Origin of the sequence: Parvularcula maris (assembly GCF_024505085.1) — a bacterium.
Classification (GTDB): domain Bacteria; phylum Pseudomonadota; class Alphaproteobacteria; order Caulobacterales; family Parvularculaceae; genus Parvularcula; species Parvularcula maris.
Genome location: NZ_JANIBC010000002.1, coordinates 314,980 through 327,529, shown reverse-complemented (window position 1 = coordinate 327,529; position 12,550 = coordinate 314,980). Strand labels below are relative to the sequence as shown.

The following is a 12,550-nucleotide window of genomic DNA, read 5'->3' as shown; positions in this document are numbered from 1 at the left end:
CGTGGCTTCCTGGGACGCCGTCCTGTTCGACTGCGACGGCGTCCTCGTGGATAGCGAGGTCGTCGGCCTCGAAGAAAGCGCCCGGTTCCTCAGGGACCGGGGCTTTTCCTTTTCAGCGGAGGAGATCATCCGCCGCTACACCGGCAAGCGCGACGACCGCTTCCGCGAAGAACTGGTCCAGGACTACGCCGATGTCCTGGGGCGTGCGCCCGATGAGGAAGAGAGCGAGGCGCTGTTCGAAGGCATGATCGCGGCTCGCCGGGCGGCCAAGCACACCATGCAGGCGGTACCCGGAGCCGCCCAGTCGGTAAGGGCCGCGATAGCCGCCGACTGCCGCGTTGCCGTGGCCTCCTCGTCGAAGCAGGCGTTCCTCGACAGCAAGGTGGAGCGCTTCGGGCTCAAGCCGCTCTTCGGCGAGCATGTCTACTCCGCGGACATTGTGTCGCAGGGCAAACCCGCCCCCGACATTTTCCTCTACGCCGCCGACAGGCTCGGGACGGATCCGGCGAGCTGTTTGGTCATCGAGGACAGCGTCTACGGGGTCGAGGCCGCACTCGCCGCGGGCATGCAGGCCTTCGGTTTCACGGGGGGCGGGCACTGTTTCGGCGGTCACGGCGATCGGCTGCTCGCCGTGGGCGCTGCGAAGGTTCTGCCGTCCCATGCTGCGCTGCAGCAAGAGCTGACCCCGTGACTAAAGAACAGTTAGAAGAAAGATGGTTGCAGGGGGGCGAATACTAGGCTAGCAATAGTTCCAGGCAGCGCGATCCCCCCACCCAATACGTCGCTGCCTGTTCGAAGGCGGAGTGCGATCGGCCTTTGGAATCCGCGGCGGCACCAATCCCCCATGGTGCCGCCGCATTTCGTTTCAGGGGGCTTTTCCTAGGTTTCCCGGCGGTAAGACTTTAGAATAGCTTAGCTGAGCGCGCGGAATGCTGCCTTGCGAGCGATGCGGATCAGGGTCTGTTTGCGCCTGGCTCCGGCCAAGGGATCCTTCAGGGCAGGGCGCACCACCGCACCGCCGAAGCCGTCGGCGATGATCAGTCCTTCCTCCTCCGGTAAGTACTCGACAGGAAAGTCCTCAGGAACCGCGAAGTAAAAGAGATCGCAGTAGTCTTTGTACTCTGGCCATTTGTTGTCGACTTCAAAGTCTGCTTTGCAAGACTTGACCTCGACCATGACGATCTCGCCCTTCCTGGAGACCCCGGCGATGTCCGCCCGGCGTCCGTTGGGAAGGGAGAGCTCCAGCATCGGCGCATAGCCGAGATCGAGCACCAGCCGAGTGGCGCCGCGGGTGACGGCGAGGGTGACCTCGGGCCTGCCGTCCGGCGGCAGACCCTCTTCGGGGAGGGGAGCGGCGGCGCTCAGCCTTGGAACTCCGGTATCTTCACCCGCATGCCCTCAAGGTCGCTCTTCACCCCGATCTGGCAGGAGAGGCGGGAGTTGTCCTGGCGCTCCGAGGCGAAGTCGAGCATCGACTCCTCCATGGGGGAGGGCTCGCCGGTCTTCGAGGTGAAGCCCTCATCGACATAGACGTGACAGGTGGCGCAGGCGCAGGCGCCGCCGCAATCGGCGTCGATGCCCGGCACCCCGGCCTTCACCGCGACCTCCATGAGGGTCAGCCCCTCCTTCGCGTCCACCTCGTGCTCGGCGCCGCTATGTTCGATGAAGGTGATCTTGACCACGGGCACTTCCCTTTCGTTATCGGGGGCATCTAGATGAGGCGGCGCCGACTTCCAACCCGGCGCGGGAAAACGGTTTGCGGCTGCATCCTTGGGTCGCGGCACGTTCGGAGGCGGGGCAGACATGGAAAGGCGGGTCGGGAGCGAGGACGCGATGGGAGCGCTCGGCCGCTCCCTCGCTCCTATCCTTCGCCGAGGGGACTGCCTTCTGCTTCGCGGCGACCTCGGTGCCGGAAAGACCACCCTGGCCCGCAGCATCATTCAAGCGCTGGCGGGCGCGAGGATCGACGTGGGCTCACCCACCTACGCCCTGGTCGAACTTTACGAAATGGACATTCCCGTTCACCACGTTGACCTTTACCGGCTCGAAGCTTTTGAGCAGGCTTTCGAGCTCGGGTTGGAAGACCTCATCGAGGCAGGGATCACCTTGGTCGAGTGGCCGGAGCGGGCGGAAGCGATCTTCCCCGGAGACGCGCTCGATCTGACGATCGAGGAAGAGAAGGAGGGCATACGGATGGTTCGCTTTGGCTGGAAGGACGGCGACTGGGCCGCCCGCCTCTCCCCTATGTTTGAGGAGCCGGCGTGATGGCGGAGGCAGCGTTGCAGACGGACAAGCGCAGCCGCGAGCGCGCCGACTTCCTCGGCTCGACACCCTTCGCGGCCGCCGTCCCCACACCCCTCACCGCAGACGCCTCGACCAGGCAGTACTACCGGCTCGAAGGCGGACCGTCGCCTGCGCTGCTCATGGACGCGGCGGACGCGGCGAAGGAGCCCCCCTGTCCTCCGGAGGCTGACGAGCGCCAGCGCTTGCGGCTCGGCTACGGCGCCTGCGTGAGGGGTTCGGCCAACTCCCTCGTCGCCTATCGCGAGACGGCGACCATTCTCGGCGAACGAGGCATTCAGGTGCCGAGCGTTCTGGCCTGCGATCTCGAGCGCGGCTTCGCCATCGTCTCCGAGCTCGAAGGCAGGCTTCTCACCGAGGCCGCTGCTGATCAGCAGGCGGAGGAGAAGCTCTACCTTGCAGCCGCCGATGTCCTGGACGTGCTACGCAGCAAACCGGCGGCGGATTTCACTGGTACCTGGCCGGTACAGGCCTATGACCGGCTCGCCTACGAGACCGAAGCGGGCCTTCTGGACCGGTGGTACCTTCCGAAAGAACTCGGACGGGTCCTTTGCGAGCAGGACACAGCGGAGCTTCTGGCCGCTTGGCGCGAGGTCCTCGGCCAGCTCTCTACTCCCCGCCACTTCGTTCACCGCGACTTCCATGCCGAGAACCTCCTGCTGACGGAAGAGGGGGTCGGAGTTCTCGACTTTCAGGACATGATGGTCGGCCAGGCTGCCTACGACTGGGTCTCGCTGATCGAGGACGCCAGACGCGATGTCGGCGAGCGGGCGGCGGAGCTTGTCTACGAGCGCGGCGTGTCGGGTGCGGAGGATGCGCGAGGCTTCGAGACGGACTACGCGGTACTGGGCGCGCAGCGCAACGCGAAGATCCTCGGCCTCTTCGCCCGTCTGATCCACGAGGTTGGCAAGAAACGCTACGCTGCGATGATGAGCCGGGTGCGACACCACTTCGCCCAGGACCTGGCGCGCGAGCCCCTTCGCCCCGTCCGCGAAGTCCTAGAGCGCGTGGCCCCGGAGCTTCTCCAGCCATGAGAATCGACACGGCCATGGTGCTGGCGGCGGGGCTTGGTACACGGATCAGATCGCTCGATCCCGAGACCCCGAAGCCTCTGATCAAGGTGGCTGGCAAGCCGCTGATCGACTACGCCTTCGAGACGTTGGCGGCGGGGGGCGTGAATCGCGCCGTGGTCAACGTTCATCACCGTGCGGACCAGCTCGAGGCGCATCTCGGCGCGGTCTCAGAGGTCGAAGTAGTCGTCTCCGACGAGCGCGAGCAGCTCCTCGAAACCGGCGGCGGCATTCTCAAGGCGCTACCGCACCTGGGAGAGGCCTTCTTCAGCACCAATACCGATGCCATCCTCCTCGGCGGCAACCCCGCCGATGCTCTAGCGAAGGCCTGGAACGAGAAGACTGACGTGCTCCTCCTTTTGGTGCCGAAGGACCGGACATCGGGTTACCCTGGCAAGGGCGACTTCTCGCTCGATGGATCGGGCAAAGTCGTCCCTATGCGGGAAGAACAGCCTCTAGTGTTCACAGGGCTTCAGATCCTCCGCCGCAGCCTCTTCGAAGGCTCCCCCATCGAGCCGGTCAGTACGCGGGCGTTCTGGTCAAAAGCCGAGGCATCTGGACGGATGAGGGGGATCGTCCACACCGGCGAGTGGATGCATGTGGGCGATCCCGAAGGCCACGCCGCAGCCGAGGAAAGGCTGGGCGAGCGGCAAGGTTGAGGGTTCGGTGATCTTCTCGAAGGCAGCACGCAGCGAGCCGACCGTCTACGGGATGGCCCCTGGTCGGCCCTTCTTCGCGGATCTGGTGGCAGCGCTCCTCTCCGACTTCCGGAGCCGGATCGAAGACCTGCCGCGGGTACGGATCTTCGTGCCCTCACGCCGGGCCGTCCGCTCGCTGAAGCAGGCTTTCGCCTCGGCGGCACCTCAGGGGGTGATGCTGCTACCTAAGATCACCGCTACGGCCGACCTCGACGAGGAGGACATGCCGCCCGCGCGCTTCGCTTCCGGCATCGTTCCGCCCGCCCCCTCCTCGACGGCCAAGCGGTTGAAGCTGGCGGCCATCTACCAGAAGGTTTGCGCGAAAGAGGAGAGGCCGATCAGTTGGGCAGGCGCCCTCCGGGCAGCGGCGGAGCTGTCGAAGACGTCGGACCTTCTGTCCGAGCACGGCGTCACCAAGGATGCCATCGCGAAGCTCGAGCAGTCGCCGGACATCGAAGAGGGGGCGGCTCACTGGAAACGGTTGGTCAAGACCCTCCGTGTGGTGACTGAAGACTATCCCCGTTGGCTTGGGGAGGAGGGCTATCTCGACGGGCGTGCTCGCCGGGCCACACTGCTTCGGGACCTCTGTGCCCGTCTGGCCGAGACGCAGACGGACGAGCTGGTCCTCGCCGCCGGGTTCTTGGGAACCACCCCGTCTTCCGTGGACTTCCTGTCCTGTATCTCAAGGTTGCCCAACGGCGCCGTCATCCTACCGGGGTTGGACTTCGGCTTGGCTTCGGAGGCGTGGGACGCCATCGAGGCGCCCCATCCCCAGCACGTCTTCAAATGCCTGCTCGACGAGGCTTTCGGCGGTATCTCCCGCGGGGACGTCGTGGACCTCACCCCCGACCAGGGAAGTGATGCGCGTCATCGCGGGCGTACCGCACTCCTCTCCCTGGCGCTCACCCCCGCCGAAGCCACGGCGAACTGGGCGGAGAGCTTCCAGCGGTTCAAGGAGGAGCACCTTTCCGAAGACGCCCTTCACGGACTGTCCTACGCCAAAGCGGCGACGACGGAGGAAGAGGCCGACTTCATCGCGCTGGCCCTGCGCGAGGTGCTGGAGGAGGAGGGAAAGAGCGCCTACCTCGTCACCGCAGACCGCCTTCTGGCGCGGCGGGTCGCGTCCCGGCTCGGCGGATGGGGCATCGAGATCGACGATAGCGGCGGTACCCCGCTTCGGGGTTCCTACCGCGCCACCTTTCTTCGCCTCGTCGCCAAGGTCATGGTCCGTCCCTCCGACGCCGTCTCGCTGGCGGGGCTCGTAGGGCACCAGCTCTTCGGTGCGGGACTGTCGTCCGAGGAGCGGCGTCCCATGGTGCAAGCTTTCGACCTCTTCCTCAGGGGCCGCGAGCCGCGCGAAGGGTGGGACGGGCTCGAGCGTTCGCTGGGTGACGATTGGCGTCCCTTCTCCGGGCGTTCGGACCGTCACGCCGAGCGAACGGACCGAGTACGGATATTGCTGGGTCGGCTCCGCAACATCATGGAGATCCCCGGCCCGGCGCCGTCTTCCGTCGCCGATCTTCTGAGGCTTCACCTAGCTGCCGCCACAGAGCTTGCTGCAACTTCGGAAGAAGAAGGCGAGGAGAGGCTTTTCCGCTTCGAGGACGGGGAGGCGCTGGAGGCCCATCTCGCGGACCTCCTCGAAGGCGGCGTCGATCTTGGGAGAACGACGCTTCAGGACTACCCGGAAGTGTTCGACGCGCTTCTCGACGGGGTCAGCATCCGCCCCCCCGGCGGCCAGCACCCGCGTCTCGCCATCTACGGCCTCCTCGAAGCGCGTCTTCAGACGGCTGATCTGGTCGTGGTCGGAGGTCTTCAGGAGGGCGTCTGGCCGGTAGAGGCGCCGGTGGACCCCTTCCTCTCGCGCGGCATGAGGAAGCATCTGGGTCTGCCCGAACCCGAGCTCGATATAGGCCGGGTGGCCCACGATTTTCTGGACTTTGCCGCACAGCCCGAGGTTCTGCTGACCCGGTCGGCGAGGCAGGGGCGGTCCCCTGCCAGGGCCTCGCGGCTGATGGTCCGTCTGGAGAGCTTCCTTGGACAGATCGACAAGGAGGGGCGGCACGACGCAGCTCCCCGTCTCTCCGCGCTGGCACGTCATCGCTACGGCTCTCACGGAGAGGCCCAACCGGTGCCCCGGCCCGCCCCCCGAGCGGAAGCGGACCTTCTCCCCAAACGCCTCTCGGTCAGCGCGATCAGCACCTGGCTGCGCGACCCGTATGAGATCTTCGTCAGCCGTATCCTGGCTCTGCGTCCGCTGCCAAGCTACGCCGAGCCGTTCTCCCATGCGGAGCGCGGCTCCATGCTCCACGCCCTCCTGGAGGACTTCGTCGCCGCTGAAGGCGGTACACCCACGCACGACATCATCGAGAAGCTCCGTGAACTGCTCCCCGATATCATGCAGCGCTACGACATGCCTGCGGTGCAGCAGCAGCTCAACGCGAAGTTTCTCGACCAGGCGCTGACCAACTTCGAGGCCTTCGAAACCGAAGCGAGAGAGCGCTCGTCCCCGGCGGCCATCGAGGAGCAGGGGGTCTGGACCTTCGAACACGGCGGCGGTAGCATCGAGATCACCGCGCGCGCCGACCGCATCGACCGGTTCGAGGACGGATCACTGCACGTGATCGACTACAAGAAAGGCGGCTCCGCCAGCCTGAAGGAGCAGAAGCAGTACTCGCCGCAGCTCTACCTCACCGCACTGATGCTGCAGGACGGGGCGTTCGAAGGCCTAGGCCGGACCCCGGTCCGCCAGGTCTCCTTTGTCAAGCTTACAGGCAGCAACGCGGACGGCCTTGTATCCGGCAAGGGGCGTGACGATAGTTGGCAGGAGGGGGACAAGTTGCGCGAAGAGCTTTATCAGTTTGAAGAGAAGTTCCGTGACTGGCTAGGGACGGTCTATACGGGAACGACCTCCTTCCCATCCCAGCTTCATCCCTACAGGGACGACACGGATACACCGTTCGACTGGCTGGCGAGGCGCGGCGAGTGGATCAAGGACCAGGGCGATGAGTGAGCTCGAAGCCACCATCCGTATCCAGCGCGAGGTCGGCAACCCGGCTACCTCGGCCTGGGTCTCGGCCAATGCCGGTACGGGCAAGACCTACGTGCTCGTGCGGCGTGTGATCAGACAGCTTCTGGCGGGCTCGCCGCCGGCCAGCATCGTCTGCATCACCTACACCAAGGCCGCCGCTGCCGAGATGGCCGAGCGGCTGCTTGGTATGCTGAGCGAGTGGGCGCTCAAGGACGATGGCGAGCTTGCCAAAGCGATCGAAGAGGTGACGGGTGAGACGCCGCCTACTTCCGAACTCGCTGGCGCGCGACGTCTCTTCGCCAAGGCGCTGGAGAGCCCCGGCGGTCTGAAGATCCAGACCATCCACAGCCTCTGCGCCTCGATTCTTGGCCGGTTTCCGGCAGAGGCGGGGCTGGCGGTGGGTTTCGTGCCGCTCGAAGAGGACGAGGCCCAGGCGCTGCTGACCGAAGTGGTCCGCGACTTCGCTCTGGACGCCGCCGATGGGAACCATCCGCTCCATGACAGCTTCCGCTCGGCAACCAAGAGGTTTCAGGGCGAGGCGGAGGAGCCTGGAAACTTTAGCGGGCTGACCTTGGAGCGCGCCCTTCTTTCCTACGCTGCAAAGACCAGGGGGCTCCGCTCGCTGAGCATCGGCAGCACCGATCTCGGTACGGTGCTTCGCCAGGCGACGGGGTGTAAGGACGACTGCGAGATGGCGATCGCTGAGGAGTGCCTGACCCGACTGAAGAGCGACAGCCTGACGCGGGAGATCCTTCAGGTGTTCCCCGAGCTCAACGCCACGGCAGGCAAACTGGCTCAAGCGCTGGCTGATATAGTGGAAAGCGATCCTCACCCGGATCATCTTCGTTTCTCCGCCCTGCATACCAAAACCGGAACGAGGCAGAAGCAGGGTCTCACCAAGGCAAGCACGAAGATCGCCAACTGGGAAAGCCGCTGGGATGCCTACTGCGCCCATATCGAAGATGGGCAGGATCGCCTCAAGGCCCTCGACTGCTACCGCGAGAACGAGCACATGGACCGTCTGGCGATTGGCGTACTGACGGCCTACCAGGTTAAGAAAGCCGAGCGTAACGCCCTAGACTACGATGATCTCGTCGAGCGCACGTTGGAGCTTCTTACCGACACGCAGTTCCCTTGGATCCAGTACAAGCTCGATGCCGGTATCGAGCATGTCCTCCTCGACGAGGCCCAGGACACCTCGCCCGTGCAGTGGGAGCTTTTCCGAAGGCTGGTGGAGGAGATCGTCTCCGCCGAGCCAGAGAGCACCGGGCGGGAGCGTGCACGGACCTTGTTCGTGGTGGGTGATCCCAAGCAGTCCATCTACGCCTTCAACGGGGCGGAGGCGGCGCTCTTCAACGAGAACCGCGAGGCCTACCGGGCCGTCATGGCCGACCACTTGGCCGCGCGTGAGCTCTACCTCTCTTTCCGCACCTCCCAGCCGGTCCTCAGCACGGTGGATGCGGTGTTCCGCAACGAGCGGTTCAGGGCAGTGGCTGGCGGGTATGCGGATCATGTCTCATCCAAGCCTGCGTTTCCCGGCTCGGTCGAGCTGTGGGACCACTTCCCCAAGATCGACAAGGAGAAGCCGCCCGTCTGGAACAGAGGCGTCGACGCGCCGTCCGCGACCAGCGAGGACCGGCGCGTCGCCGAGGCCATCGCCGCGGACATCAAGGCCAAGCTGGACGGCCCTCCGCCGCTGGCCTGCCGCGAGGGCGCCCGGCTTCAGCCCTCGGACGTCATGGTCCTGTTTCAACGCCGTGGCCCGCGCTTCCGCGAGACGATCCGTACGCTGGCCGAGGCAGGGGTGCCTTGTGCCGGTACGGACCGGATCGCCATCAACGAGGACGTCGCGGTCAAGGACCTCATCTGCCTGCTTCGTTTCGCGGCGAACAGGGACGACTGCTTCAGCCTCGCCGTGCTTCTCAAATCACCCATGTGGGGGTGGACGGATGAGGACCTTTTAGCCCTTCACCGTGAGCGCGGCGCCTCGCGCCTCTGGAAGGCGGTGCGCGAGCAGCAGGGAAGGGGAGGAAGGCTCGGCAGCCTGGCGGACATTGCCGCCCCCGAGCTTCAGTCTCTCCTCGACGCAGGCAGCCGCACGGGTCCTTACGGCCTTCTTTCCGCGGCGCTCGACGGCGCGCCGGACGGCCTTACCGGCAGGACCAGGTTCAGACGGCGTCTTGGCGACGGCTACCGAGAGGCGGCCGACGCCTTTCTCGAAGAGGCGCTCGCCTTCGAGGAGCAGGAGCCGCGCAGCATCCACGGCTTCCTGCGGCATGCGGAGAAGCTGCAGCGCGAGATCAAGCGCGAAGTGGCCGGTGACGAGACGGGCGGCGTCCGGGTCATGACCGTTCACGGAGCGAAGGGTCTGGAGGCGCCTCTCGTCTATATCGGTGATGCGGACTATCTCAAACGAAGCTCGGACGTTTTTAAGACCAACCCCTGGGTGACGATGACGGGAGAGGGCGGAGCCGTTCTGCCAGTGCTGGTGCCCTCCTCTGCCGGAGACCGTCCTTCGGCCATTAGCGATCTTTGTGCGGAAAGCGACGAGCGCCGTATCGAAGAGTATCACCGCCTTCTCTACGTGGCGATGACCCGCTCCGCAGAGCACCTGGTCGTGTGCGGAGGAAAGGAGCCGAAGGGGAGCGGCCCCTCGTCTTGGCACGCCATGGTGGGCGACGCGCTAGGCGAGATGGCTAAGGACCACCCGGTGCAGACCATTCCCTTGGATGACGGCCGTACGAAGAAGCGCTACTGCGTTGAGGCTGAAGTCGCGGCTATCGAGGACTCGAAGGCCGAGGCCCGTTACGCTGCGCCGCCACCCTGGTTGGAAAGGCGCGCCGAGAAGGAAGCGGCGCCGACCGTCGTCTATCCCTCTCTCTTAGGCGACAGGGAAGAGGATGTGAGGGGACGGATCGCTCGGACGCCCGCCTCCGGCGATCCGCGTCTGCGCGGCATCCTGATCCACCGCCTCCTGGAGGTCCTTCCTTCCCACGATACGGAGGACTGGGTGGAGGTCGCCGCAGAGATCCTGCGCCGCGAGGGCAGGGGGCTGGACGATGAGGAACAGAAAGAGGTTCTCGCGGCCACCCTGACCGTCCTGAAGCGGACGGAACTGACGCAGCTCTTCGGGCCGGGTGCCCAGGGCGAGGTGTCGATCCAGGGCGAGATCGGAGGGCAGACGATCAGCGGCGAGATCGACCGGCTTTTGGTAACCGATCAAAAGGTCATCCTCGCCGAGTTCAAGACCACGCGCTGGGTGCCGGAGAGCAGCGCCGACATCCCCCGTGCTCACCGCCAGCAGACCGAGCTCTACGCTCAGCTTCTGCGGCGGCTCTTTCCAAGCCGTGCGGTCCAGCCGCTCTTGGTCTACACCGCAGGCCCAACGGTTTTCGAACTTCATGAGGAGCGCTGACTCTTCCTCCAGAATCGCTCATGCCTTGCGGCGCTCCAGCGGCGTCTTATGTTCGCCGACGAAAGGAATTCGCCATGAGTACGAAAACCGTCACCGACCAAAGCTTCCAGGACGACGTCCTGAGCGCCGAAGGCCCCGTCCTTGTTGACTTCTGGGCGACCTGGTGCGGCCCGTGTAAGCAGATCGCCCCCGCCCTCGAAGAGATCGCGGGCGAGCATGCGGGCAAGCTGACCGTGGCTAAGGTCGATATCGACAACAACCCCAACACCCCCGGCCAGTACGGCGTGCGGGGCGTGCCGACCCTGATGCTGTTCAAGGACGGCGAGATCATCGGCACCAAGGTGGGCGCGGCGCCAAAGTCGCAGCTCGATGCCTGGGTCAAGGAGACCGCAGGCCTCTAACCAGAGCTCACGCCTGAGTTCTGAAGAGCGCGGTCTTCCTAAGCGGAGGCCGCGCTTTTCTTTTCGGTAGTCTCGTCCTTTTCGCCGTCAGGAAGGACGAAGTCGGCCGGTGGCGGGGTGAGTACCGTCACTTCGGCTTCGCCGCTGCCCTCTTCGGTCCCTTCGGTAGTCTCGGGCGAGGCCTCGGTTTCGATGAGGTCGGCATCCTCCGGAGCCGGGAGGGCCGTCTCTTCGTCCTCCGCCATCTCCTCCAGGGTCGGCGCGGGCGGCGCGAGCAGCGCTTTCACCTCATCGGCGGGCAGCTCGGGGGTCTCCACCTCTAGCGGCGGCGGAGCGAGGCGGGCGTGCTCGGAGAACTCGCGGATGAGCCGCCGCCAGCCCTCGCTGGTGTAGTGGAAGGAGCCGTCGAGGCCTGTGATCGCCTCGGCGGGCGCCCTTGCGGCGCGGTCGAACCAGGGCTTCGCGGCAGCGTCGCCGTAGCGCTTCTCGGCGATCTCGGCCATCAGGGTCAGGACCCGGCGGTTCGGACGCCCGGCAAGGAGCGGCGCCAGGGTATCCTGGGCGGCTGCAGCATCGCCCCCATCGAGCTGCACCCGGGCCAGGAGCAGTACGCTTTCGGGGTGGTCGGGGTTGCGCTCGGCGAGCTTGGCCAGGCGGCCTTGGAGCCGCTCGGTCCGCTCGTGCGAGAAGATGCGGCGCAGCACGGCGGCGAGGCCCGGATGCGGCTCTGTCTCCCAGGCATTGTCGAGGATCTTCGCGGCCTTGGCCCGGTGCCCGGCGGCGAGCTCGTTCTCGGCGGCGAGGGCTGCGGCGGGGGTGAGGGCGGGGGCCTTCTTGAGCGCCGCCTCCGCATCCTTGCGGGCGGTGTCGGCGTCGCCTGCGTCGTTGGCGGCGTAGGCCTGCGCCGTCAGAAGCGCCGCTTCCATGCGCCGGTATTCGAGACCTTCGGCGATCGAGTTCTGCTTGGCGAGGCGCAGCGCTTCGAGGGCATCGCCCCAAGCGCCGCGTTCGAGGTTCAGCTTGAGAACGCTCTCGAAGGCCCAGGCGGTGCCGGGTCGTAGCTCGAAGGCCCGCTCGGCATGGGCCAGGGCCTCCTCGCGGTCGCCGCGCTCGATCGCCTGCATATAGAGGCCGCGTAGGCCGAGAAACTCCGTCTCGGGCGCCTCCAGCATGGCGGTGTAGCTAAGCTGCGCGGTCTCGTTGTCGCCTGCGAGCTGCGCGGCCTGGGCCGTCAGAAGCCGGGTGAGGGCCGGCTCGTTCAGCGCCTTGGTAGCGGAGCGGGCATGGCGCTGGGCGTCGGCGGCGTCACCTGCGGCTACAGCTTCGAGACCGCGCGCAAGGGCGATCATGCCCCGGTCGCGGCGCCGGTCCCGGCCGCGCCGCTTGATGCGGGAGGGCAGCCCGGCCAGCCATGCGGCTGTCGTGCCGCTGAAGAAGAAGAAGACCAGCGATCCGGCGATAAGGCCTAGGAGGAGCCCGGTCGGCACGTCCACGCGGGTGCCTTCGAGCTCCAGCACGGTGAAGCCGTCGAGCCCGGCCAGCTCGCTCGCGCCCCAGACCGCAATGAGGGCGAAGACGATCCAGAGGAAGACCTTGATCATCGTTTACTCCTTCTGGATCGCCAACACGTCCGC

General features: G+C 66.0%; 10 protein-coding genes. 7 read left to right on the top strand and 3 right to left on the bottom strand.

Going from position 1 to position 12,550, the window contains the following annotated elements:
* The first annotated feature begins 1 nt into the window (after position 1).
* Positions 2–691, top strand: a complete 690-nt coding sequence (locus NOG11_RS04880; RefSeq protein WP_256618562.1) for an HAD family hydrolase — start codon at positions 2–4, stop codon at positions 689–691.
* 221 nt (positions 692–912) lie between these two features.
* Here the strand turns inward: NOG11_RS04880 and NOG11_RS04875 are convergent, their stop codons facing one another.
* The gene (locus NOG11_RS04875; RefSeq protein WP_256618731.1) at positions 913–1,332 is read right to left on the bottom strand and encodes an MmcB family DNA repair protein; all 420 of its coding nucleotides are present in this window, start codon (positions 1,330–1,332) and stop codon (positions 913–915) included.
* A gap of 29 nt (positions 1,333–1,361) precedes the next feature.
* Positions 1,362–1,682 (bottom strand): 2Fe-2S iron-sulfur cluster-binding protein, encoded by a 321-nt coding sequence (locus NOG11_RS04870; protein ID WP_256618560.1) that lies wholly within the window; start codon positions 1,680–1,682, stop codon positions 1,362–1,364.
* Between the two features lie 121 nt (positions 1,683–1,803).
* On the opposite strand from NOG11_RS04870, the gene tsaE reads away from it, so the two are divergent.
* The 6 genes from tsaE to trxA all read left to right on the top strand — a co-directional run bounded on the left by tsaE (position 1,804) and on the right by trxA (position 10,916).
* Complete coding sequence (gene tsaE / locus NOG11_RS04865) at positions 1,804–2,265, top strand: tRNA (adenosine(37)-N6)-threonylcarbamoyltransferase complex ATPase subunit type 1 TsaE (RefSeq protein WP_256618559.1); 462 nt, start codon at positions 1,804–1,806, stop codon at positions 2,263–2,265.
* Positions 2,265–3,335, top strand: coding sequence for an aminoglycoside phosphotransferase family protein (locus NOG11_RS04860; protein ID WP_256618558.1), 1,071 nt, complete (start codon positions 2,265–2,267; stop codon positions 3,333–3,335). Before tsaE ends, NOG11_RS04860 begins: the two co-directional genes overlap by 1 nt.
* Positions 3,332–4,030: a nucleotidyltransferase family protein gene (locus NOG11_RS04855; protein ID WP_256618557.1), complete on the top strand. Its 699-nt coding sequence runs from the start codon at positions 3,332–3,334 to the stop codon at positions 4,028–4,030. Before NOG11_RS04860 ends, NOG11_RS04855 begins: the two co-directional genes overlap by 4 nt.
* Positions 3,969–7,082: a double-strand break repair protein AddB gene (addB, locus tag NOG11_RS04850; RefSeq protein ID WP_256618556.1), complete on the top strand. Its 3,114-nt coding sequence runs from the start codon at positions 3,969–3,971 to the stop codon at positions 7,080–7,082. The genes NOG11_RS04855 and addB overlap by 62 nt, the downstream gene beginning before the upstream one ends.
* On the top strand, positions 7,075–10,515 hold the full coding sequence (addA, locus tag NOG11_RS04845; RefSeq protein ID WP_256618555.1) for a double-strand break repair helicase AddA: 3,441 nt from the start codon (positions 7,075–7,077) through the stop codon (positions 10,513–10,515). The genes addB and addA overlap by 8 nt, the downstream gene beginning before the upstream one ends.
* Positions 10,516–10,589: 74 nt before the next feature.
* On the top strand, positions 10,590–10,916 hold the full coding sequence (gene trxA / locus NOG11_RS04840) for a thioredoxin TrxA (RefSeq protein WP_256618554.1): 327 nt from the start codon (positions 10,590–10,592) through the stop codon (positions 10,914–10,916).
* Between the two features lie 38 nt (positions 10,917–10,954).
* Here trxA and NOG11_RS04835 read toward each other — a convergent pair whose 3' ends face one another.
* On the bottom strand, positions 10,955–12,517 hold the full coding sequence (locus NOG11_RS04835) for a heme biosynthesis protein HemY (protein WP_256618553.1): 1,563 nt from the start codon (positions 12,515–12,517) through the stop codon (positions 10,955–10,957).
* Positions 12,518–12,550 lie beyond the last annotated feature (33 nt).